At 45.9% G+C, this 24,542-nt stretch carries 21 protein-coding genes and 1 tRNA gene; 12 read left to right on the top strand and 10 right to left on the bottom strand.

Translation table 11 applies throughout. The annotated features are described in order from the left end of the window. Window positions 1–49 precede the first annotated feature (49 nt). From A2048_07760 to A2048_07740, 5 genes are all read right to left on the bottom strand, one after another. Entirely contained in the window at window positions 50–2,140 is a 2,091-nt protein-coding gene (locus tag A2048_07760; GenBank protein OGP09404.1) for an ATP-dependent DNA helicase RecG, read from the bottom strand. Window positions 2,141–2,261: 121 nt separating this feature from the next. Next, window positions 2,262–2,336 (bottom strand) — tRNA-Pro (locus tag A2048_07755). Between the two features lie 194 nt (window positions 2,337–2,530). Beyond that, a complete protein-coding gene (locus A2048_07750) occupies window positions 2,531–2,866 on the bottom strand; it encodes a hypothetical protein (GenBank protein OGP09403.1) in 336 nt (111 codons plus the stop codon). Between the two features lie 14 nt (window positions 2,867–2,880). Further along, complete coding sequence (locus tag A2048_07745; GenBank protein ID OGP09402.1) at window positions 2,881–3,135, bottom strand: hypothetical protein; 255 nt, start codon at window positions 3,133–3,135, stop codon at window positions 2,881–2,883. A 150-nt stretch (window positions 3,136–3,285) separates the two neighbouring features. Continuing rightward, the gene (locus A2048_07740; protein ID OGP09401.1) at window positions 3,286–3,618 is read right to left on the bottom strand and encodes a hypothetical protein; all 333 of its coding nucleotides are present in this window, start codon (window positions 3,616–3,618) and stop codon (window positions 3,286–3,288) included. 63 nt (window positions 3,619–3,681) lie between these two features. Here A2048_07740 and A2048_07735 point away from each other — a divergent pair, with 63 nt between their 5' ends. The 9 genes from A2048_07735 to A2048_07695 all read left to right on the top strand — a co-directional run bounded on the left by A2048_07735 (window position 3,682) and on the right by A2048_07695 (window position 16,548). Continuing rightward, window positions 3,682–4,698, top strand: coding sequence for a hypothetical protein (locus A2048_07735; protein OGP09460.1), 1,017 nt, complete (start codon window positions 3,682–3,684; stop codon window positions 4,696–4,698). Next, window positions 4,695–5,714, top strand: coding sequence for a hypothetical protein (locus A2048_07730; protein OGP09400.1), 1,020 nt, complete (start codon window positions 4,695–4,697; stop codon window positions 5,712–5,714). The genes A2048_07735 and A2048_07730 overlap by 4 nt, the downstream gene beginning before the upstream one ends. A 42-nt stretch (window positions 5,715–5,756) precedes the next feature. Beyond that, window positions 5,757–6,563: a hypothetical protein gene (locus A2048_07725; protein OGP09399.1), complete on the top strand. Its 807-nt coding sequence runs from the start codon at window positions 5,757–5,759 to the stop codon at window positions 6,561–6,563. 80 nt (window positions 6,564–6,643) lie between these two features. After that, complete coding sequence (locus A2048_07720) at window positions 6,644–11,218, top strand: glutamate synthase subunit alpha (GenBank protein ID OGP09398.1); 4,575 nt, start codon at window positions 6,644–6,646, stop codon at window positions 11,216–11,218. Next, entirely contained in the window at window positions 11,211–12,656 is a 1,446-nt protein-coding gene (gltD, locus tag A2048_07715) for a glutamate synthase (GenBank protein ID OGP09397.1), read from the top strand. The genes A2048_07720 and gltD overlap by 8 nt, the downstream gene beginning before the upstream one ends. A 95-nt stretch (window positions 12,657–12,751) precedes the next feature. Then, window positions 12,752–13,591, top strand: a complete 840-nt coding sequence (locus A2048_07710) for a hypothetical protein (protein OGP09396.1) — start codon at window positions 12,752–12,754, stop codon at window positions 13,589–13,591. Between the two features lie 50 nt (window positions 13,592–13,641). Further along, entirely contained in the window at window positions 13,642–14,070 is a 429-nt protein-coding gene (locus tag A2048_07705) for a hypothetical protein (GenBank protein OGP09395.1), read from the top strand. Between the two features lie 201 nt (window positions 14,071–14,271). Continuing rightward, the gene (locus tag A2048_07700) at window positions 14,272–15,291 is read left to right on the top strand and encodes a hypothetical protein (protein OGP09394.1); all 1,020 of its coding nucleotides are present in this window, start codon (window positions 14,272–14,274) and stop codon (window positions 15,289–15,291) included. Window positions 15,292–15,348: 57 nt separating this feature from the next. Next, window positions 15,349–16,548, top strand: a complete 1,200-nt coding sequence (locus A2048_07695) for a hypothetical protein (protein ID OGP09393.1) — start codon at window positions 15,349–15,351, stop codon at window positions 16,546–16,548. Between the two features lie 31 nt (window positions 16,549–16,579). Here the strand turns inward: A2048_07695 and A2048_07690 are convergent, their stop codons facing one another. Further along, window positions 16,580–17,230 (bottom strand): lipoyl(octanoyl) transferase, encoded by a 651-nt coding sequence (locus A2048_07690; protein ID OGP09392.1) that lies wholly within the window; start codon window positions 17,228–17,230, stop codon window positions 16,580–16,582. Window positions 17,231–17,325: 95 nt separating this feature from the next. On the opposite strand from A2048_07690, the gene A2048_07685 reads away from it, so the two are divergent. Then, on the top strand, window positions 17,326–18,111 hold the full coding sequence (locus tag A2048_07685) for a hypothetical protein (GenBank protein OGP09459.1): 786 nt from the start codon (window positions 17,326–17,328) through the stop codon (window positions 18,109–18,111). 134 nt (window positions 18,112–18,245) lie between these two features. On the opposite strand, the gene A2048_07680 is transcribed toward A2048_07685, so the two are convergent. Both A2048_07680 and A2048_07675 read right to left on the bottom strand, forming a co-directional pair. After that, window positions 18,246–18,671, bottom strand: coding sequence for a hypothetical protein (locus tag A2048_07680; protein ID OGP09391.1), 426 nt, complete (start codon window positions 18,669–18,671; stop codon window positions 18,246–18,248). Beyond that, window positions 18,658–19,080: a hypothetical protein gene (locus tag A2048_07675; protein OGP09390.1), complete on the bottom strand. Its 423-nt coding sequence runs from the start codon at window positions 19,078–19,080 to the stop codon at window positions 18,658–18,660. The genes A2048_07680 and A2048_07675 overlap by 14 nt, the downstream gene beginning before the upstream one ends. Window positions 19,081–19,552: 472 nt before the next feature. On the opposite strand from A2048_07675, the gene A2048_07670 reads away from it, so the two are divergent. Together A2048_07670 and A2048_07665 are read left to right on the top strand one after the other, a co-directional pair. Beyond that, the gene (locus A2048_07670; GenBank protein OGP09389.1) at window positions 19,553–19,957 is read left to right on the top strand and encodes a hypothetical protein; all 405 of its coding nucleotides are present in this window, start codon (window positions 19,553–19,555) and stop codon (window positions 19,955–19,957) included. Between the two features lie 3 nt (window positions 19,958–19,960). Beyond that, entirely contained in the window at window positions 19,961–20,359 is a 399-nt protein-coding gene (locus A2048_07665) for a hypothetical protein (GenBank protein OGP09388.1), read from the top strand. A 29-nt stretch (window positions 20,360–20,388) separates the two neighbouring features. Here the strand turns inward: A2048_07665 and A2048_07660 are convergent, their stop codons facing one another. Then, window positions 20,389–22,293 carry a hypothetical protein gene (locus A2048_07660; protein ID OGP09387.1) on the bottom strand — a complete coding sequence of 635 codons (1,905 nt, stop codon included), beginning with the start codon at window positions 22,291–22,293 and terminating at the stop codon, window positions 20,389–20,391. A gap of 24 nt (window positions 22,294–22,317) precedes the next feature. Then, the gene (locus A2048_07655; protein OGP09386.1) at window positions 22,318–24,348 is read right to left on the bottom strand and encodes a hypothetical protein; all 2,031 of its coding nucleotides are present in this window, start codon (window positions 24,346–24,348) and stop codon (window positions 22,318–22,320) included. Window positions 24,349–24,542: the final 194 nt, after the last annotated feature.

The raw sequence follows: 24,542 nt of genomic DNA, 5'->3' as shown, positions 1-24,542 counted from the left end.
CGGAGTCGAAGCACACCGTCCCTTCGACTTCGCTCAGGGACCAAAATATCTAAGACACCTCTGCCAATTCCAATTTTTCAGCCCATCTTTCAACTAGAATTTTTTTGATCAGATGGTGATGGAGATGATTTAAGTCCGGATCATCCTCAATAATTTCCATGGCGCGCTTACGCGCCGCAGCCAGAAGTTTTGAATCGCGCACCAAATGGGCCAAGCGAAAAGCGGGCAGCCCCGATTGGCGTGTCCCCAAAAAATCTCCCGGGCCGCGCAATTGAAGGTCTTCTTCAGCAATTTTAAAACCATCGGTTGTTTCTTCCATCACACGTAATCGAAACCGGGTTTCATCGGACTGCGCATAATGGGCCATGAGCAAGCAATAAGATTCATGCGCCCCTCTTCCCACCCTTCCCCTTAATTGATGCAATTGCGAAAGCCCAAAACGTTCTGCATGCTCCACCACCATAACCGTTGAGTTGGGCACATCCACACCCACTTCAATGACCGTGGTTGAAACTAGAATCTGGATTTCATTTTTTTTGAAAGAACGCATGATCCCATCCTTTTCATCATTCTTCATGCGTCCGTGCATCAATCCCACTTTATAAGATGAAAACACCTGGCTTAATTCCAAAGCCATCGATTGGGCATCTTTTAAATCACTCTTTTCACTTTCTTCAATCAAGGGATAAACAAAATAAGCCTGCCTTCCCTTTTCCAGCTCACGCCGGATGAGATCATAGGCCCTTGCCCTCATTTTTTCGTTGAACACATATGTTTTGATGGGGATGCGCCCCTTGGGAAGTTCATCAATAATGGAAACATCCAAGTCGCCATACACACTCATTGCCAAAGTGCGCGGGATGGGCGTTGCCGTCATCACCAAAATATGCGGACACACCGATGATTTTTTCTTAAGCCGTGCCCTTTGCATCACTCCAAAGCGGTGCTGTTCATCAATGATGATGAGCCCCAATTTTTTAAACAAGACATTATCCTGGATAAGGGCATGAGTCCCGATGGCAAGATCTATTTTCCCTTGAGCCAACTCATCTAAGACATCATTTTTTCCTTCGGTTGTGCGTGTAAGAAGCGCAATACGGATCCCCAATTTTTCAGCCAGTGGTTTTAAATTGATAAAATGTTGCTGGGCCAAAACCTCGGTGGGAGCCATCAGGACGGCCTGCGTTTGGTTTTCAATGGCTATCAGGGAAGAAAGAAAAGCAATCATCGTTTTACCGCACCCCACATCCCCTTGAAGCATACGATTCATGGGCTCATTTTTGAGCAAATCAATTTCTATTTCCGACAACACACGTTTTTGGGCCCCCGTTAATTCAAAGGGGAGAAGGCTTAAGGCGCCGGATAATAATTTTTCGGATTTCTGAAATTGATATCCTTCCTCTTTTTTGAAATTGACTTTTTTGATGCCCAAACCCAATTGCAGATAAAACAATTCGTCATAAATGACTCGTTGATGCCAAACCGACTTCATCTCATTGAGATCGCAAATATTGGCATCGGATGGAGGGCTGTGCACCTTAAGAAGAGCCTCTTTTAAACTCACTTTGGAATCACCCTCAGCCCGCACAGAATAAGGGGATTCTTCAAAACCTTCCAAATAATGCTCAAGAGCCCCGGCAATGATTTTGCGCAGGGATTTTTGATAAAGCCCCTCTGTTAATGGATACACCGGCAATATTCCGCCTCCTGTCTCTTCTCCTTCTTCCCAATCTTCGATATCCGGATGCACGAATTGTTTTTGGGCCCCAAACATCTGGCATTCGCCGGAAATAAAAATATGTTTCCCTTGGGGATATTTTTTCTTTAAGAATTTTTCGCTGAAATTAAAAAAAACAAGAAGGGCGATTCCTGTGCCGTCTTGCACGACAATTTCAAAAATACGTTTACGACTTCGCCCCAACATGCGTGTGGCACTGCCCACAACTTCGGCAATAACACAAGATTCCTTGCCGGGCTGCAAACTACGGATGGTGTCTAGTTTACGACGATCAAGGTAATAGGCTGGAAAATGATAAAAAAGATCGGCAACGGTATGGATGCCCTTTTTATCCAAAAGCGAAGCGATATAGGGCCCCACCCCTTTGACATATTGAACATGGGTTGTGAGGGGGTCAGACATGGGATTGAATGTAGGGACCCCGCGTTACGGGGTCCCTACAAAATGTCGGGGCGATCCGCCTTCGGCGGACGACCACTCAAATGTCGGGGCGATCCGCCTTCGGCGGACGACCACTCAAATGTCGGGGCGACAGGATTTGAACCTGCGACCACTCCCACCCCAAGGGAGTGCGCTAGCCGGGCTGCGCTACGCCCCGCAAAAAAAATCAAAAACAAAGGGGGGAAACAGATAACGGATGAGGCTCTCTTTCGTCAAGCAAAAGGTATGGATTCGGGTAAAATCCCCCTGGAATCCCCCTTTTTTAAAGGGGGACGATACGGGCCCCATGTTTTCTCCCCCTTTAAAAAAGGGGGATTAAGGGGGATTTGTTCCCGGATCTGTCATTAATAGTCAAAGTAGCAACAGTGGCAGCAGGTTTACTTTGGGATCGTTCTTTAAGTCTTCCTGATATTTTTGCCATTCGTACGGGTTAAGCATCATGTCTTTGTTAAGATCATGCTTCTTTTTCTTTTTGGTGTCGGCCAATTCCCAACCTAAAATCTGGTGCGTTCTGTAACGTCCCCTTTCTGCAAAATTAAGGCAACCATCTCCGTCGGTATCGTAATGTCTTTCAAATTTATTGGCGACACGGGAAGGGGTATTCCTTGGACAAAAAGCTTCGGCCACGGAAGTGACAGACAAAAAAACAAGAACTAAAAAAAATATTTTCTGTTTTTTAAAAGACATCCACTTCTTAAAATTTAAGAAGCAGGGGCGCTTGGGGCCGCTTCAGCCACCGCAGGGGCACCGACCTCTTTTTTGTACGCCGCATTAAAATGATCTTGGCACAAACCTTTTAAATGCTGTTTCTTTCGACAATTTTCCTGATTGCAGGTTTTATAGGGAGCCTTAGCTAATTCACCGCGGCGCCATTTTTTAAAATGTGTATCGCAGTAACCCTTGGCACGGTAGGTACGTTTGCATTTGTCTACTTTACATGATTGAACTTCAGTCATTTTTTATCTCCTTTGTTATTCGCCTCCGCCAATACCCCGCAGCTTGCTGCAGGGTTTCCAAAAGATGCGAACCGCGCCGAAGCTGTAGCGAAGGCGGGTTGGCTATGGCGCAATTCCGCTTTGATACCCCGCAGCTTGCCGCGGGAAGCTTCATTTGGTATTCTCACGAAAAATATCTTTAAGCTTGCTTCGGTCATCTTGTTCGATCTCCTCGGGGGATTTTTTTTTCGGTTCATCCAAAATGTCTTGGTGTTCTTCAATGGTTTGCATCACCTTCCCCTTCGTCATGTTTCCAAAGACAAATTCTATTTTCTCCTCCACCCAGGTTTTGGCTTTTTCACTCAAACCTTCCCCCTGGGGAGATTTGAAAAACTCATCCACATTTTCCTTGATTGTTTTACCTCCAATACGAATATCCGTCATGAAGTAAGCAAGGATAATGACAGCACAAACCCAAAAAACAAACTTGATAAGCTTAAACATGCCCCCTTCTTACAAAAAAAAGCCTTTTAGTTCAAGCTTGAATCTTCTAAAATGCCTGAACTTATGCAAAACCCTGCCAGCATCGATGTTCCCCTCCTTAATAAATCAACAGATAATCGGCCCAAAGTGCTGGTTGTGGACGATAATCCCACCAATGTTGAACTTATCTCCGTGCAGCTTAAACCTTTTAACTATGCCATCACCAAGTGCTATGGCGGGGAAGATGCCTTGGAATGTGTCAAAAAAGATCCTCCCGACATAATTCTATTGGATTTAATGATGCCGCGCATGAGCGGCTATGAGGTATGCCGGCTTCTGAAAAGTAACCCCGAAACCCAATTTATCCCCATCATTATTGTGACAGCCCTCAAGGAAATTGATGACAAAATCAAGGCCATTGAACTTGGTTCGGATGATTTTTTGATGAAACCCTATAACAAGCTGGAACTCATCAGCCGGGTTAAGTCGCTTATTCGTGTAAAGCAACTTTATAATGAACTGGATAGTTGCGAGTCGGTTGTTTTTACATTGGCAGACGCTTTGGAAGCCAAAGATGTGTATACGCGCGGCCATTCGGAACGCGTTTCAAAATATTCCGTCCTCTTGGGGAAACAACTGGGCTTGGCCGAACAAGAGTTGGAAGACTTAAAACGCGGTGCCTTATTGCACGATATCGGAAAAGTGGGAGTCAAGGAAGCCATCCTGAATAAAGAAACCAAACTGACCCAGGAAGAAATTGCGCATATCCGCACACACCCCACCCGCGGCTACGAAATCTGCAAAAATCTCAAATCATTTAAAACCCTGCTTCCCATCATTCGCAACCACCATGAACGTTGGGATGGCAAGGGAGACCCTGACGGCCAAAAAGGCGAAGAGATTTTTCTGGGCGCCCGCATTTGTGCCATTACCGATGCCTTTGACGCCATGACCTCCAACCGCCCCTATCGCAAGGGCATTTCTCCCATTCAATCAGCCGCCATCTTTGAAAGAGAATTAAGCTCGGGACAGTGGGACCCGGCCCTTCTTCAGGTTTTCATCAAGATGATCCGTGCCAGCTACGAAGAAGAAAAATCATGAAACTCATCCTTGTCACGGGGGCCAGCGGTTTTATCGGCTCCAATCTCATTCTTCATCTTCTCAAATCAACCCAAAGTCGCATTAGGGCTTTTATGTTGCCCTCGGATCCTTTACGCCACCCTGAAAATGGAAACCCTATTTTGGCAAGTAATCGTCTGGAAATTTTTTTGGGGGACATTCGAAACAAAAACGATGTGTCCAAGGCTGTTTCCGGAGCCTCCCATGTTTTTCATTTGGCAGCCTTGAGTCATTTGGGGACAAAACGAAGAAAAGACCATGAAGAAATCAACATCAAGGGGACCCAACATGTCTGTGATGCCTGCTTAAAACATCATGTTGAAGGCTTGGTTCATACAAGCTCTTCTGAAGTTCTGAAAAGAACCAACCAAAACCCCACTGCTTCCGAAAACCATCTTCTGGAAGAAAGCAATGCTCCCGGCCCTTATACCCGAAGCAAAATTGCCGCAGAAAAAATAGTTTTGGAATATGCCCAGAAACGTCATGCCGTCATTGTAAACCCCACCATGCCCGTGGGCCCCGGAGATTTTTTGCCAAGCCCTGTGGGATTTCTCATCCGGATGATTCTTCAAAAAAAAATGGGGCGTTTTTATTACCCCACCGGGTTTAACATGGTGGATGTGCGCAGCTTGGTGAAAGGTCATCTTCAAGCCATGCAAGACGGGTTAAGGGGCCATCGGTATATCTTGGGGGGCCCCAATCTAAGCTTTGAAATCTTTTACAAGAAAGTGGCGGCCAATTCCCATCAAGCCAGATTGGGTTTTAAAATTCCGTATGGGTTGGCCTGCCTTACAAGTGGACTTATGGAAAAACTGGCTTTATTTACCGGCAACACTCCCTTGGGAACTCTTGAAGGAATACGTTCTGTCAGGATTCCTTTTTATATGGATACCACCAAGGCTAAAAACGAATTGGGGTTTTCCTGTCATTCCATTGATGAGGCCCTAAAAATTCAGGTGAAACAATATACCGTAGGGGCGCTGCTTGCCGCGCCCTAATGTTTTTCCAATAATGGGCGCGGCAAGCGGCGCCCCTACAAAATGGATATTCTTTTCTACACATTCTCGCACCGGTGGTATGTCACTCTTTTTTTACTCACTTATCTTTTCATTGCCATACGCAGTCACGGGTGGCGTTTTACGTTTCAGTTTTTGATTGTCGGTTATTTCATCGCATGGATTTCTGAAGGGCTTTCGATTCGAACCGGTTTTCCCTATGGATGGTATTTTTATATTTATGAAAACCTTCAAGGGGAATGGCTTAATTGGGGTGTCCCCGTTTGGGATTCGATGTCTTATGTCTTTCTTTGTTTTGCGGGGTATAGTGTGGCGGAGTTCGTTGCTCGTCGCTCGTTGCTCGTTGCTCGTAATACGGGGACCCCGAATGACGAGCGACGAGCGACGAGCTTACGAACTCACGAGCTACGTCTTCCCCTCCTCGCCGCCCTTTTCACCACCATTCTCGATATCATTGTCGATCCTTTATCCAACATGGGAGAACAATGGTTTTTGGGAAAGATTTACCACTACCCCCATCCCGGTTTTTATTTTGGCATCCCCTTCTTCAATTTTGCCGGTTGGTTTTTAACGGCGTTCTTGATTGTGGGAATAAATATTCTTTTGTGTAGGGGCGCTGCTTGCTGCGCCCGCAATTTGCCGTATGATGGGCGCAGCAAGCAGCGCCCCTACGGTGTTTATTTATATTTCGGAATTTTTGCGTTCAATTGGCTGATCACTCTTTTCCTTCGCCAATGGTTCCTGGCCTTGGCCGATCTTGCCTGGATCGCGCTTCCTCTTTTTTGGGTATTGCACCGTAAAAAAACGGAGAAATCTGAAAAATTGCCTTGAAATCCTTCCCTTTTTAAGAAATAAGTGGCTCCCTTTGCCACGTTTGGTTCTTAAGGGAATTTTTAATTAATTCTTAGCTTATGGCGACAAGTTCAAAACCCAATATCACCGAGGGATTGTATTCCCCTGCCTTTGAGCATGATGCTTGCGGGGTGAGCTTTGTCGTCCACATGAAGGGAAAAAAATCCCACGATATCATTCAAAAAGCCCTTCAGGCCTTAAGCAATCTTGAGCATCGTGGGGCTTGTGGTTGCGAAACAAACACAGGCGATGGGGCCGGCATTGTCATTCAACTCCCCCACGAATTCTTAAACCGTGAGGCCAAAAACCTTAAAATCTCTTTGCCCTCGGAAGGCCATTATGGTGTTGGCTTTGTTTTCATGCCCCAAGATTCCCATCAGCAAAGCGCCGGCATGAAGCTTTTGGAAAAAATCATCAAAGAACAAAAACAGGAAATTCTTGGCTGGCGGGATGTCCCCGTAAATCCCACCATGCTTGGGAAAACCGCCCTGGAAGCCATGCCCCACATGAAGCAGGTTTTTGTGGGCATGGGGAAAAAAGGCCCTCTTCTTCCAGGTGAAGAAAGTGTCGCTTTCGAACGACGCCTGTTTATCATTCGCAAGACTTTTGAAAGTGCCATCAAAGAATCAGGGCTGAAAAATTCCAAGGCTTTTTATATTCCTTCCCTTTCAAACCACACCCTTGTTTACAAGGGGATGCTCATTTCAAACCAATTGGGCCCTTATTTTCCTGATCTTGCCGATCCTCATTTTAAATCGGCCTTGGCCATTGTTCATTCGCGTTTCAGCACAAATACATTTCCCAATTGGGAGTTGGCCCACCCTTTTCGCTACATCTGTCACAACGGCGAAATCAACACTTTGCGCGGAAACATAAACTGGATGCGTGCCCGTGAGGCGCTTTTTAAATCGCCCCTTTTTGGAAATGAAATTGAAAAGGTGTTGCCGGTCATCCGGGAAGGCGGTTCCGACTCAGCTAGTTTTGATAATGCCCTCGAGATGTTGGTGATGGGGGGCTATAGCCTGCCCCATGCTGTCATGATGATGATCCCGGAAGCTTGGAGCGGGCATACCACCATGAGTCAGGCCAAAAAAGATTTTTATGAATATCATTCCTGCCTGATGGAACCCTGGGATGGTCCTGCCTCGATTGCCTTTACAGACGGAAAAATGATTGGGGCTATTTTAGATCGTAACGGTCTGCGACCTTCCCGCTATTATGTCACCAAAGATGATTTGGTCATCATGGCTTCCGAAGTGGGGGTTCTTGATATTCCCCCTGAAAATATTGTCCTGAAAGGTCGCTTACAACCAGGGCGCATGTTTCTTGTGGATATCCAAGCCGGCCGCATCATTGACGACGAAGAATTAAAAACAAAGCTTGTTTCCCAAAACCCTTATGGAACATGGCTTCAAAACAATCTGATTCCTCTTGAAAATCTGCCCAAAGCCAAGACCATGCCCGAAACCAACCACAAAGGAATCACCCAACGCCAAATTCTTTTTGGATATTCCCAAGAAGATGTCCGCCTTCTCATGCTGCCCATGGCGCAAAATGCCGAAGAAGCCATTGGTTCCATGGGGAATGACGCTCCCTTGGCCGTTTTGTCCGAACGTCCCCAAAATCTGTTTTCTTATTTTAAGCAACTTTTTGCCCAGGTCACCAACCCACCCCTTGATGCCATCCGTGAAGAATTGGTCACTTCGGTGGACACAAGCATTGGGGCCGAGGGTAATTTGCTCAATCCGGGCGAGCAAAGCTGTCATCAAATAAAACTGGTCAATCCCATCATCGACAACGACGAACTGGCACGCCTCAAACAACTTGAAGACAATGAGCATCAGGGGTTCAAGTCAAAAACCATTCCCATGCTGTTTACGGCCTCTGAAGGAGTCAAAGGGCTGGAAAAAAGTCTTCAGAATATTTTCAAACAGGCCCTGCAAGCCATTCATCAAGGGGCCAACATCATCATTTTGTCCGACCGTGGTGTGAGTCACGACTTGGCTCCCATTCCATCCCTTTTGGCTACAGCCGGATTGCATCATTTTCTTGTGCGTAAGGGCGAGCGAACCAAAACAGGCCTTGTACTGGAAACAGGGGAACCGCGCGAATCCCATCATTTCTGTCTGTTGGTCGGTTACGGGGCCGGAGCGATCAACCCCTATTTGGCGTTTGAAACATTTGATGATCTTATTCGTGAAAAAACATTGGAAATGCCCCACGAGAAAGCGGTGGCCCATTTCCGAAAAGCGGTCAAAAAAGGGTTGGTCAAGGTGATGTCCAAAATGGGCATTTCCACAATTCAAAGTTATCGCGGGGCCCAAATATTTGAAGCCATCGGATTAAACAAGGAAGTCATTGATGACTATTTTACCCACACAGCTTCCCGCATTGAAGGAATCGGGTTGGAAGAAATAGGCCGTGAAGTGCTTATAAACCATCGTCGCGCCTTCCCCGAACGCCTTTCACAGGACCCCATGCTTGAACCGGGGGGAAGCTATCAATGGCGGCGTGACGGGGAAGCCCATTTGTTAAATCCGGATACCGTGGCCAAGCTTCAATATGCCGCCAAGTCCAACCGCTATGACGTGTACAAGGAATATGCCGCCCTGGTTAATAACCAGGCCAAAAAATTATGTACTTTACGCGGGCTTTTTAAATTCAAGAAATCCAATCCCATTGCCTTAGACCAAGTTGAATCGGTTGAAAGTATCGTCAAACATTTCAAAACAGGAGCCATGTCCTATGGTTCCATCAGTAAAGAAGCCCACGAAACATTGGCCATCGCCATGAACCGCATGGGCGGCAAATCAAATACCGGGGAAGGTGGTGAGGACCCTGCTCGCTTTAAACCCGATGCCAATGGTGATCTCCGGCGCAGTGCCATTAAACAGGTGGCTTCTGGACGTTTTGGAGTAACAAGCGAATATCTAGTCAATGCCGATGAGCTGCAGATTAAGATTGCCCAGGGAGCCAAACCCGGCGAAGGCGGTCAGCTTCCGGGTAAAAAAGTATGGCCTTGGATTGCAAAAGTTCGTTATTCAACTCCTGGAGTCGGGCTTATTTCTCCCCCACCCCATCACGATATTTATTCCATTGAGGATTTGGCCCAGCTTATTTTTGATTTAAAAAATTCTAATCCAAGGGCCGGTGTCAGTGTCAAACTGGTTTCCGAAGTGGGCGTGGGCACGGTGGCTGCCGGTGTGGCCAAAGCGCACGCCGACCTTGTTCTTATCGCCGGTTATGACGGAGGAACGGGGGCTTCTCCTTTAACAAGCATTAAACATGCGGGCACACCGTGGGAACTGGGCCTGGCTGAGACCCAGCAAACCCTAGTTCGCAACAATTTGCGTGATCGCATCCGGGTGGAAGTCGATGGCCAATTAAAAACCGGTCGCGATGTGGCCATCGGGGCGCTTCTGGGGGCTGAAGAATTTGGATTTGCAACAGCTCCGCTGGTGACGGTGGGGTGCATTATGATGCGTGTTTGTCACTTGGATACCTGCCCCGTTGGTGTGGCCACCCAAAACCCCGAGCTTCGCAAAAAATTTACAGGAAAACCTGAATACGTGGTGAATTTTTTCTATTTTGTCGCCCAGGAATTGCGCGAAATCATGGCCGGACTTGGGTTTAGAACCTTAAATGAAATGATTGGCAGAAGCGATCTGCTTGATGTTGATGGTGCCCTTGAGCATTGGAAAGCTAAAGGACTCGATTTTTCATCAATTTTCTACAAGCAAAAGATTGGACCTGAAGTTGCTATCCGATGTGTTACCCGGCAAGATCATGGCATGAACAAAGTCTTGGACAATGTTTTAATTGAAAAATCGCGAGCGGCCCTGTCAAACAAGAAGAAAGTGGCTTTTGAAATGCCCATCAACAATACCAACCGTACCACGGGCACTATGTTAGGAAGTGAGTTGACAGGTCTTCATGGAAGTAATGGGTTACCGGAAGATACCATCTCTATTAAGTTTAATGGTTCGGCTGGTCAAAGTTTTGGGGCTTTTCTCCCTTCCGGAATCACTCTTACCTTGGAAGGCGATGCCAATGATTATGTTGGTAAAGGGCTTTCTGGAGGAAAAATCATCATCTACCCATCCAAAAAATCCCCTTTTGTTCCTGAAAAGAACATCCTCATAGGTAATGTAGTCCTTTATGGAGCGACCAAAGGAGAAGCCTATTTTTATGGGGTGGCTGGGGAGCGTTTTTGTGTTCGTAACAGTGGGGCTCATACCGTGGTTGAAGGCGTGGGAGACCATGCCTGTGAATACATGACCGGCGGTCGCGTGGTTGTTTTGGGACCTACCGGCCGCAATTTTGCTGCGGGCATGAGCGGAGGCGTTGCTTATGTTTACGATCCAAAAAAGACATTCAAACAAAACTGCAATCCGGACATGGTGGATTTAGACCCTGTTGTTGATGAGGATGATATTTTAACCCTCAAAAACCTTATTCAAAATCATTTTGATTATACGCAAAGTACTTCTGCTCAGAAAATTTTGGCCAACTTCAATAAAGAAGTGGCTTCATTTGTAAAAGTAATGCCAAGAGATTACAAAACGGCCCTCATTGAAATCAGGAAAAAAATGAAGGAATTGGGAATTTCCGAAAGGGAGGCCATGTATGGGTAAGCCTACCGGTTTTATGGAATACCCTCGTGAAGGCACCCCTGAACGTTCCATTCAGGAAAGGGTTCACGACTACAAGGAAATCTACAAGGAATTCCCGGAAGACTCCATCAAGCGCCAGGGAGCCCGTTGCATGGACTGCGGCGTCCCCTTTTGTCATCAAGGCTGCCCTTTGGGTAATTTGATCCCCGATTGGAATGATCTTGTTTATCGTAACCGCTGGAAAGACGCCATCGACCGTTTGCATGCCACCAATAATTTTCCTGAATTCACCGGCCGCTTGTGCCCGGCCCCATGCGAAGGGGCGTGTGTACTTGGAATTAACGCACCGCCCGTCACTATTAAATATATCGAGTTTAATATTATCGATCATGCTTTTAAAAGTGGATGGGTCAAACCCCAGCCTGCAAAAAAATTAACCAGTAAAAAGGTAGCTGTTGTGGGCTCAGGCCCGGCCGGCCTTGCCTGTGCGCAACAATTGGCCCGCGTGGGTCATGAAGTGACTGTCTTTGAACGCGATGACCGCATTGGGGGTTTACTCCGTTATGGAATCCCCGATTTTAAAATGGAAAAATGGCGTATTGACCAACGCATCAAGCAAATGGAGGCCGAAGGGGTTGTTTTCAAAACAAGTGTTTCCATTGGCAAGACCATGCCGTTTAAAGCTCTTCAAAAAGATTATCATGCCATTGCTCTGTGCATGGGTTCTACCCAGGCGCGTGATCTGCCCCTTCCCGGACGCGAACTTAAAGGCATTCATCCGGCCATGGAATATCTTACCCAGCAAAACCGGGTGAATGCCGGAGAAAAAATTGAAAATCAAATTACCGCCCATGGAAAAAACGTCATCATCCTTGGGGGTGGTGATACAGGAGCTGATTGTCTGGGAACCGCCCACCGTCAAGGGGCCAAACAGATTCATCAAATTGAACTTTTGCCCCAACCTCCCAAAGAACGTGATTTTGACAACCCCTGGCCCCAATGGCCCCTTGTTTACAGAACTTCACCGGCCCACGACGAAGGGGGGGCTCGTGAATATTCCATTTTGACCAAAAGCTTTTCAGGAGAAAATGGTGTCATTAAAAAAATTAATTGCGTCCATCTTGAATGGATAAAGCCGTCCTCCCCTTCTGAACGCCCATCGTTTAAAGAAATCCCCGGAAGTGAATTCTCGCTTGAGGCCGATCTTGTCCTTTTGGCTTTGGGGTTTGTCGGGCCTGAAAAAAAAGGCGCCATCGAAGAAGCAGGCCTAGTTCTTGATGCGCGTGGCAACATTAAAACCGATGAAACAAAAATGTCTTCCGTCCCCGGCATCTTTGCCGCAGGAGACGCCCGGCGCGGCCAGTCCCTCATCGTCTGGGCCATCGCCGAAGGGCGGGAATGTGCGAAGTCGATTGACAAATATTTAATGGGGGAGACGGAATTATTGATGGGGTGTTGATGTCACTTCGCCCCCTCGACTCCGCTCGGGGACCACTCTGCTTAGAGACCGATGCCTGAGCGAAGTCGAAGGCCCGTCATTTGAGGAAATGGCTAATGTTCTCCCTTCACTCTATTTACATCCTCGGCACCCACAAACTCTCGCTCGATTACGGGCAAAAATTAATCAGGGCCAAAAAAGAAGGGCTTATCGATTTCAAATCCCTGTTCTTTGTTGATGACAAACCAAATTCCCTGGCAGAAAAAAAACATCCGAATCAAATCATTAAAAAATCTTATTCCCAATTTATCGTCGATATTCTTAATCAGGGTTTTGATCCCCTACGCTCGTTGGCTTCGGGGACGCGCCTTGCCGGGTCAAAACCCTCCACCTTAGGCGGAGAATCTTCCAAGGCTTGCCCTTGGGTTTATACCGTTGATGAGAATGACATCCTCATTCCCGACCACACTGCCCCCCATGTTTTTTTTAAGGTTTTTTTAGAGCTCTTGGAGAAAGAAGGATTTAAAACAGAAATCATTCCTTACAATCAATCCCTTAACACCCCCTACCAAAAAAATTTCGATTCCGGAATTGTAGCGACAAGTTTTGCAACTTGGATCTGTCCCTTAGATTGTGACGAGCCCACTATTTGCCCCCACACCCAAGCCCCACGCACTTGGGATTTTCGGGAACATTTTAAGAAAGTTCTGCGACCCTTCAACCCTTCGACTCCGCTCAGGGCCCACTCCGCTCAGGGTCCAACTACAACTATCCACACCTTTTTTTGCACCGCATTGGTTTACGGCGTGGCTTACATCCCCTTAAAAAATATTGCGGAGGAATGGAGAAAATTGAAAAAGAGTTTTGGGCGAGGAAACCTCGCCCCTACGAAATTTATTGTTGCCACACATTCCAAATGCCATGGGATTGTGGGGATGGGGAAGATTGTCGGCTAACATAATTCCAGCATTGCCCCCTTCTGTTATTTATGAGATAAGTATTTCCAATGGAATTAACCCCCGCCGAAAAAAACCTTAAAAATCTTCTTCAAACATGGATGCTTATTCTTGGGTCAGCCGGGGTCTTTTTTCTTTTCTTTGGGAATCAATTGCTCATAAGCATCAATAAAGTGTCCACGCGTTTTTTTCCCAAACTTCCCCTGATTAACGAACCGAGCGAGTTTTTCTGGCTGACGTTAACCTTGTCGCTCATGGTGGTTCTTATTTTTCTTTGTTATTGGGCCCAAAAAGATATTCGCCGCAATATTGATTTTGTCATCCCCTTTTTAATTTCCAAATTCGTCTCAACCTTCTTCTTTTTTGTTTTTTACTTCAAGCAGGGTTATTCCCTGGCTTATCTTGTCGGTGTTATTTCAGACGGCAGCATGTTTTTGATCACTTTTTATTTTTATAAAAAAGTAAAATGGGAAACTTAGGAAATTTGAATTCTACCTCCCCTTAATCCCCTCCTTAACAAGGAGGGGAGAATGATGGGTAATCCCCTCCTTATAAAGGAGGGGAGACTAAAAACTGTCCCTCTTTGTAGGGGATTCACTCATTCTTCTGTCCCCCTTTGTAAGCGCCGTCCTGAGCCTGTCGAAGGAGGGGACAACAGGGGGTAGAGGGTTTTAGTCCTCATGGCCGATAAAAAGAAAAACCCGTCAGCAATAAAGACCACCTCCTCCCGCGTGGCCATTACGGGATCAGCGGGGTTTATCGGATCTTGCCTGCTTGATACGCTGGAAAAAGATCCCTCCGTGGAACAATTGATCGCCCTTGACACCAAAGAAGCGGCTTACGAATCCAAAAAAACGAAATACTATCACCTTGATCTCACCGAAACTTTAGCCGATGCGCGATTGGCGGACATCCTTAAAAGGGAACAATGCGATACCTTGCTACACTGCGCCCTACCGGTAACGCCCCCAAAAAATCCTTCGTATGCCCATGAACTTGTTTCTGTGGGAACGATGTATGTCCTTAATGCATGCGCCGAAGCTCGCATTAGAAAAATTATTTTAGCGTCTACGACTGATGTTTATGGGGCTTCCATCAAAAACCCGAATTTTTTGCAGGAAGACGTTCATGAGCCAAAAGGATTCCAGCAAGGACCTTTCTTGACCGATAAAATCGATGCAGAAAAACAAGTTTTGAATTTTTCAAAAAAACATCCCTCATGCACCGCCACCATTCTGCGCCCATGCACCATTTTGGGGCCCACGGTTAATAGTTATAAAACCCGTTTTTTAAGAAATTTGTTTGTCACCACCATTTTGGGGTTTGACCCCCTTGTCCAGTTTTTACATGAAGAAGACCTGATGAAGGCTTTCAAGCTGGCTCTTCAAAAAAATTGCCCCGGCATTTTTAATATTGTGGGGGATGGGGTGCTTCCCTTGTCGCGGGTCATCAAAATTTGCGGAAGGGTCAATTTTCAACTGCCCCAATTCGGCTTTAAAACACTGGTGCAATTGGCCTGGCTCGCCGATTTATCCCCGGCCCCCGGCTCGCATGTCGATTTTTTGCGGTATACGTATGTGGCTGACGGTTCCAAGGCAAAAAAAATTCTGGAATTCAACCCAGGTTTTTCCTCCAAGGAAGCCCTGATCAGTTTTGTGGGGGCGGAAAAATTGCGGGAAATTCAGTTGATTGAGGCGTAGGTTTCCCCCGTATCATCCCCCTTTATCACCGCGTAGCGGGATAAAGGGGGATATTATATGGAACAACCGTTAAAACAAAATCCCAAAGTGCTTTCTTTCTATCGTGGTAAAAACAGAAAAGAATCTCCACCCATTTTTGAAAACCTCGCCAAGAATCTTGATGAAAGCTTAAACACGCTTCCCCAAAGTTTAGCCCAATCCATAGAAATGGCAGACAATGATTTAAGCACCCTTATCAACAAAAAAATTTCCCACAAGCTAGGCGAACTGCAATTGCGATGCGAGCTGGAACAATTTGCCGAACAATTGGAGGCCCGTGTTCAGAAAACCTTCAATTTTCTATCCATTCAAGAAAAACTGGAACAAGAAGAAAAAGACCGTCTTGAATTGGTCAAAAACCTCACCTCGCAACTGGTGAAGGTGTTCACTTTTGATTTTTATCGAAACGTCATCCAGAGTTTAGGCAACCAGGAATATGAAGAAGAAGTGGATCTCTTCGGCATGGACCGGCGGTTGATTGAAAAAGTAAAACCTTTTTTTGATTTCATGTATCAAACCTATTGGCGGGTCAATACCTGGGATATGCATCATGTTCCCGATGAGGGCCCCGCCCTTATTGTCGCCAATCATTCAGGAACCATTCCCTGGGATGGCTCCATGCTTAAAGTAGCCATTATGAATGACCACCCCGTGCGCGAGGATGCCCGATTTTTGGTCGAAGATTTTGCCTATCACATGCCCTTTCTGGGAACAGCCATGCATCGGCTGGGTGGGGTGCGTGCCTGCCCGGAAAATGCCGAATTGCTTCTTAAAGCCGGGCACGCGGTCATTGTGTTTCCTGAGGGCGTCAAGGGAATCGGTAAAAGTTTTAAAAACCGTTATAAACTTCAGCGTTTTGGTCGGGGTGGCTTCATAAAGCTGGCCATGAAAACCAAAAGCCCCATCGTTCCCACGGCCGTCATCGGGGCTGAAGAAATTCATCCCGTCATTTTCAAATCCAATTCCCTGGCAAAGGCCATTGGGGTCCCCTTCATCCCCTTTACCCCCACCTTCCCCTGGCTTGGGCTTTTTGGGCTTATCCCGCTTCCTGCCAAATGGGACATCCAATACGCCCCCGCTATTTCCTACGAAAAATATGGGGAACAGGGTTTAAATGACGACTTGCTTATCAACCGTCTTTCAGAAGAAGTAAGACAGACCATTCAAAGCATGATCAACAAACGCCTTAAAAAACGGGAATCGATCTGGTTGGGGTGAGGGTGCATGGGGGGCGCGGCAAGCGGCGCCCCTACGTAAACAACCCCCGATAAATACCTTCAATTTCTTTTGCGGCTTCTTCCAAGAACAATTTTTTCCCTGTCTCTTTTAAAACACTGGTTATTCCTCTGCCTTCAACACCACACGGTAAAAAATAACCAAAAGGGGTTAGATCACAATCAAGATTCAGGGCCACACCATGGGTTGTCACCCCTTTAGAAACATGAAATCCTACGGAGCAAATTTTTTGTAGGGGCGGTTCGTGAGCCGCCCTCACCCACAACCCCGGATTATCCTCATCCCGCTCACACTCAACTCCCTTCTCGCTCAAAAACTTTCTGACCCCTTCCTCCACATTCCAAACCCACTCTTCAATGGAATATCCCCGTTTTTGAATATCAAAAACAAAATAAATCACCAACTGCCCAGGCCCATGGTAAGTAAGCTTGCCACCCCGATCTGTTTTGACAAAATCGATATTTTTTTTAAGAAGCTCTTCTTTCTTAAGATATAAATCTTTTTCGGAAGGTTTTCTTCCCATGGTGACGACAGCTTGGTGTTCCAAAAAGAGAATCTGGTCCCCTATTTCGTTATTCTGCCGCTTCGCTTTAAATTCTTGCATTAACCCAAGAGCTTCGGCATAAGAAATTCGTCCCAAGAATTGGGATTGAAAAGATGACATAGTTAAACCCTTCGATAAGCTATACATTGGACATGGTGAGCCTGTCGAACCATGAATTGGAAAAATTTGAGACTCTTTCAGAGGATTCAACTTCTATGAACGAACCCATTTTATTTCAAGTTGAAAAAAATATCGCCACCCTCACCTTCAACCGCCCTGAAACTTTGAATGCCATGGATGAAACCATGGGCAAGGCTTTTGGGGCCATTTTAAAACAGATCAAATCAGATCCCCAAATTCGCGTGGTCATTATTACAGGCGCCGGACGCGCTTTTTCAAGCGGTGGCAATCTTGAAATGCTGGAATCCAAAATCAAGAAGAAAAAAGCCACCAACCAGAAAGAATTACAGAATTTTTATAAAACATTTCTTGAAATTCGCAAACTACCCATCCCCGTGATTGCCGCCATTAACGGCCCCGCAGTGGGAGCCGGCTTTTGCCTGGCGTTGGCCTGCGACCTTCGCTATGCCGCCACCACGGCCAAATTGGGGGCTAATTTTGCCCGCCTTGGCCTGGCCCCCGGCATGGGGGGCACTTATCTCATCACCCGCCTGGTGGGGCCCACCATGGCTTCTGAAATTCTTTTGACAGGGAATGTTTTTGAAGCGGAACAGGCCCTTGACTATGGCCTGCTTAACGATGCAGTGGCCGCTGAAAGCTTGATGGACTATGTGAAAAGTATCGCCACCAAAATAGCCCAAAACGGCCCCGTGCCGGTAAGGCTTATCAAAAAAGGCATTCAAATGGCCATGCACAAAACCCTGGAGCAAATGTTCATTTATGATTCCGCCGCCCAAGCCACCTGCTTTGCCACTCAAGACATTAAAGAAGGCATTGCCGCCATCCGTCAAAAACGCACTCCGAATTTTGTGGGGAAATGAAGAACTCGGGGGCAAGCCCCCGAGTTTCATCCTGAGCCACCCTTCGACTCATCCCGCAATGCGGGATTCGCTCAGGGTTATCCGTCATTTTATTTCGGCCCCAAGGGGCCGAGTTTTTGTCGAAGGATAAATTTTCAGGATTTTTTCAAGAATTGCCCTATTTCGGCGGCAAATGCTTCAAAATCAACCAGGTGAGTCTGAAGATAGGAATAAATCTTGTGGTAATCGATAGTCATATATTCATGCACAATAAGATTTCGAAAACGTCCCAGCCCCTGTAATCTCTGATATAAATTCTCTGAGAGAATGCCGTTCTTTTGCAGAACCGGAAAGGTTTCTTCCAATGTCGTCGGCATTTCATAGCCTTTTTCTGAAATAATATGGTTGGCAATATCAAAAACAGCTTCTGCCGCCAATTGCAGGTTTCTATCAGCAATGTCCTGGTCCCGCCACGATCCAAGAAAATCAGCCTCTGAAATCTGGGCCATTGTTTTCAGGCGTTTTAAACATTGCTCCAATTTTTTGAGCCGTTCTAAAATGACTGTCTTAGAGATGACCAAAGCGTCCTCCTTCAATGCGATCCATCATCTTTTTATAATAACGCTGGCGATAGTATTCCATGTCGAAATACTCCCGAAGCACGCGACAAGAAAATTCAATCCGCTCTTTTTCATCACGGCACATCAAGATTTGGCCCTTGGCCACAATTTCATAGCTAACATGGGATGGCAATTTTCTTAAGTCAACCAGATCAAGCGATGCCGGTAATTTTGACTTGACCAGATCATTATAAATGGAATCAAGAAGAGCTTCGCGTTTGACTTCATTGTTTTCAGAAACATAAACCCCAATATCCAAATCACTGGCGGCATGGGTTTTGCCTTTGGCGAATGAGCCAAAAAGATAGGAAAAAAGAACTTGGGGATGTTTGCTCAATATCTCCTGAATGGATTTAAAACCAAGCTTCATAAAAAAGCATTTTAACAGAGGTTTTATGAAAACCAAGGAGTTAATTTTGAATCCGGGTTAATGTTTTGAAAGAGTCCGAGCGTATACATCCAAGGCCTGCGCGTCACGGACGCGACCTTGGGAATCAAAAAACGATAGCATCAAAGAACTTCTTTCTTCAGGGGGGATTTTAGATCAATGGTATGCACCCCAGGGCAAGCCCTGGACCCAAGATTCTCCGCCTAAGGCGGAGGGTTTTGACCCAGCAAGGCTCGTCCCCGAAGCCAACGAGCGTAGGGGATAAATGAAAGGTGCGGAATTTAGGGCAGGAATAAAGCACACCTTTCGAGAGCCTCAGGGTGTCTCCTACTTGGACAAGATATCCTTATTTGGACATGCCCCTCGAACCATGGATTTGTATGTGGTAAGGTCCTCAAAATAGGTTCTCAAGTAAATATTGACCTAATACTTGACCTGATTTATAGTCTAACCCATGATTCAAATCAACATTTACGAAACAAAAAAGAATTTCTCAGCCATCCTTAAAAGAGTACAAGCCGGTGAAACTATTATTATTTCTTCCCATAATAAACCCATTGCCGAGCTAAGCCCTATCAAGAAACAAGCCGTAAAAAAAAGACCCTTGGGCTTGGCCAAAGGGGATTTTACAGTCCCTGATGATTTTAATGATCCCCTTCCTGATGAAATCTTAGATGCCTTTGAGGGGCGTGAAGCATTTGAACAACCTCAGAACGTGATGAGCCCGTTTCACCACAAATCCCTACAAAAACCCCAAGGCATCTTTGATGAGGTCTTTGGTGTTTTAAAGCCTGACGAGGCCCAAGAGCTTTTAAAAAATATCCATCACGGCCGCTTGAATAGCCCGCGGTTCGAATAGCCCATGCCCTATCTTTTCGACACAGACACCTATATTTTCCTTTCGGCAGGAAACAAATCCATCAAACAAAAAATAGATGAGGTCGGGGATAGCCAGATTTCTCTTTCTTCCATCACTGTAGCCGAGCTCTATTTTGGGATTTTTCAATCGAAAAAAGTTCAGGAAAATCTTAAAGCCATTCAAAAAAATATCGAAAAACTGGAGATTTTTAATTTTAACAAACACACGGCCAAAATTTTTGGCCGCCTTAAGGCCCATCTTAAGCAGAAAGGCGCCCCCATTGCCGATATGGACCTGGCCATTGCCGCAATCGCCATTCACCACGACTGCATCCTGATCACTCACAACACAAAGCATTTCGAAGCTATTCCTGAATTACTGGTTGAAGATTGGTATCGATAAGGGGGGGAAATCGCTGATGAAAAATTCTTTCATACCCCCTGCGAATGAATTGTCTTTAATAGCAAAGCGATCAATTGCTTGTCTTGTAAAGTGGGAGTTTTGTCCGAGTTATGGAGAACTTCTATTAACTTGGCGTAACCATCAATTTGATTTCTGTATCTCCCAAAAGCACCGCCCAAAAGAAAATCCTTACGATAAGCCTTTAAGCGTGCCTCTTTTTCTGGATTTGGATCTTTTGGGATATCTTCCATCTTTACAATTTCCAAACGGCCATTTTTCAATTCCATAAGCCCCAACTTTTCACAGCGTTTATTAAATTCTTTTTCGACCACCTCCTTGCGACGTGCAGCCAAATTAATGAGGTATATTTTCATGTCATGAAAGTTAAATTGCCCTTTTTCATCAATAAGCTCTGTAAGCGACACCCCTGACCAAACACGGTGTCCGGTTTTTTTTAAGCGATCATATTGGCCTGCTAGATTATCCCCATATTTTTTGTAGTATTCAGCCAAAAAACCTTTGAGCCTTCTTTCATCGAGAACTCCTTCCTTTGCAACATGGATCATTGCCTGATCCAACAGAATCCCCTCCATTAATTCAGTAAATTTTTTACTTTCATTAACCAAATTTTGGGCCGCTTTAGTGACTTTATTGCCATAGTCTTGGTCATCTTGATAGGCCCGTGCTTCGCCTGCTTTAATGGCGGTAGGGAAAAGAAATTCCAAAGTATCAGGGTAATCTTCTTGTGGCGGCATTTGGTCAAAAGCAAATTTGAGCAATCTGACATCCGGGTCCTTGTCGGCCATGATATATAAATCAATTCCCATCCCTCCTAGGGCATCCCCCAGGGAAACAACAGAAACACCTTTTACAATTTTTACTCCATAGAAAATACCCTTGGCCCCAAGACTAAGCCCCTGCCCTCCCACTGCAGTTACACCTCTTGCTGCTGCACCCGCAACCTGCGGAGCCGCACCCGTGGCTTCCAAACGAGCCAAGACCTCGGGAAAATGTTTTGAAAGAGTTCTATCGAAATAATAAAAAACAGTTCCTGTAAGAACCACACTGCCAACGTCATTGCTCAATGAACCTGCTTGCAAAACTTGATGGCCTTCAGGCAAATATCCCCCCAATTTGTCCAATAATGCTGATGAGGTCTTTAGCCCTAAATACCATTTGGGAATGGCTCCATAGTTCATGGGGGCTAAACGGTATCGCCCCATCAGTGGGGAAGCCGCTACTTCGTAAGCGGCAATAGTTATAGCCGGACCAAGAACCTGGCGTGCTGCATCAGGAACATCCGCATACATAAGGCTTCGATCAATCACAATATTCAAAATAAAACCGCCCGTCATGCCTTTGTAATTAAATCCAAGAGATTCTCCTGGAGTTTTGGGCTGCCCTAATTTGGAGGTAAGCTTATATAAGACAATCATCGGAACGAGAGATTCCCCAATCCGAATCATATAATCCCAGCTAAAAACAACATTAGGATCGCTCATAAAAGGCAGAAAAGAAGCCTGAAGGACTTCGGGTAATGCGGTACCGTAATCCTTTAAGGAATAGTCCATACGAGGCTTGCAAACGGCCATCAAATATTCCACTTCTCCCTTAAGTTTGGTTTCTTGATGCTTTTGGAAATAATGGTCGTAATCGAGCGCACTCATTCCCATGATTTGATCCGAACTCATGGCTTCCAAAGAATCCGGTTTTTTTTCAGCAATGGGATTTCCATTGGGAGAAAAAAAATATTTATTTCCTAGGGTACAAACATCTCTGGCTTGTATGTTGGGGTAAGTCTCCTTCATTTTAAAAACTGCTTCGGGGATGTCTTGGGTTGTTTTAACAAGAGGATAACGCAATTCAATCAGCGCTTCTTCAGGTTGGGTGCATGCGGAAGGAGTATGAACTTGTTCTGTTTTTACGGAACCCATTTTTTTTACCTTATTGACCATGACTTAAGGAACACGGATCTTGACCGGACTTAAACCTAGAGGGGCCCTTGCTGGAGCTGGAGCAGGTGCAGGTGCTTTCAAACTAACAGGGGGAACAAAGGGGACCGATCCATTGGGTGAAACAGCTGTAGAGGGAGCCAAATTTGAAGCGTTGGGAGCCTCACTTGCAAGAGGCGCCCCTCCAACAAGTTCAACGGCTTTCCTGGAATCACCACCAGCATAGGCATCCCATGCTTGGGCCGCTATCTGCTCATCTGAAATAGGCTCAAAAGCGCTGCTCGTAGAATTAAAAACAATTCCCACGGCTTCAAACTCATCCCGATTCCGGATGTAAAGATCACTGGCGGCTGTCGAAAGGGCTTCTTGGTTTTCGGTAGCGTTGCGAAGGTCTGCATAAATGGTAAGCACTTCACTTACTCCCCCTGCTTGATGGGCTTGGGAAAGGAGGGAGGCGTAATCGGGAGTGGCCCCTTGACCCCTCGACCCCTCGACCCCTCGACTCCGCTCGGGGACCACTCCGCTCGGGGACCACTCCGCTCGGGGACCACTCCGCTCGGGGACCAAAGGGGTTGAAGCGCGGGTGGCGGGTTGCGCAGCATCTGGAGCAGATTCAACTTCCTGATTTGGCTTTTTAATTGCCTCCTTCACTTCTGGAGTGGCATTCCCCCAGAATTTACCATAGGCATCTAAAAAACCACCAACAGCATCTTTTACATCTTGAACAGTTTCCCCAGCTGCTTTCTTCTCAAGAGCACGCTGATCAGCTTCATTTTCATTACATACAGCCATTTGACCCCCTAAAACCAAAGAATTAAACCTTTCCCTTGCTTCTGCCTTGGCCTCTTCTTTTAATTTTTCTAAACGACCTCTTGTATCGTAGGCGTCAAAAGGTCTGACTCCATTTCTCAATGTTTGTTCAGCGCGGCCAGTTCCATAAGGGCTAAAAGCCCATGCTGTTGTCGATCCACCTATTAAGACTGCAAGCCCTCCAATAATCCAAGATCCAATACCCTCCTCTTCAGCGTGGCTTTGATAAGCTTGTTTTGCATTTTCAATACTTAAGGCCGTTGCTTTTCCCCCTATCATCTCTATTCGAGCCATAAGATCAGCCTTTGCTTTGGCCAGGGCCGTATTATCTGCTTCGGAATCAGGAGCTGGATTTTTAGGGTAATTAGTTGGTGAATAACAGGTTTTGATTTCTTCTGCTTCTTCTTCTGAAAGCTTATGGGTACTCATCCCAGAATATATCTTAGCGCCAGCGATGAGTGCCGTAATGCCCAAGCCCAGATATCCAAAATAACGTAGATTTCTACTTACGATGTTTTGCCTATAGGGAATTAGCTGTTCAATATTCTGTGGGCACCAAGTTCCATTAGTTCTTGCCAAACGAGTCATTTCTTCGTTCACCGCATCTTGATACGTGCGGCTCTGTCGGCCCTCTCTCACCTCTTGCCTATCATGCAATCGATGGAAAATATTTACACCGATACCAAAGATAGCTAACGCACTTCCAATCCCAATACCTGCTTCTGCTACCCGAGAATGCTGCTGATCCGGCATGCCTAATTTATTATAGTAAGCTTCACACTTGGCTTCTAACACAGTCTCCAAATCACCTATTTCCCCTAAAGTCTGTTGTTGAGCCGTTTGTGCAGGTGAGGGTAAAAAACTAGGCACATCCAGATTGGCAAAATAGGTTCCATCAGGTCCCCCTTTTTGACAAATATGTTGTGTGCTCAAGAATGGATAGTCTTTCTTCATCATCTCTACAAAAACGGACACTACCTCAGGTAAAGTAAAATTTGTGCCTAGAGTTGTTTCGTCTATTTGTTTTTTAAGATTGGTTAATGCTTCCGTCGTGATATCTGCGACGTTTTCCTCAGCGCCACATTCACGGTAAGTATAAGGTTGAGAAGGGGATGGTTGAACGGGCAAGCGTTTAGGATCAACAGATGTAGGAGCAAAGGTGCCAACCGGGCCACCCGCATTTGCTAAAACAACAGGAACTGCACTAAATGAAGGAATAGAAACCATATAGTTTTATTCCTTATACCTTCCCCACAGATATTATCGGCAAAAGCTTGAAGATGTTGCGGATTGGAGGAATTAATTAGGATGGATGACGCGGCGTGACAAATTGGACTGCGCCCCGTCAACTGGAGAGTTGGCGTCAGAAGTTGAGATGGGGGTTGCAGTCGTTAGTTTTTGTTTTCCAATAAATGGCTTCA

Source organism: Deltaproteobacteria bacterium GWA2_45_12 (assembly GCA_001797365.1).
GTDB lineage: Bacteria > UBA10199 > UBA10199 > UBA10199 > UBA10199 > UBA10199.
This window is presented reverse-complemented; position numbering and strand designations above follow the sequence as displayed.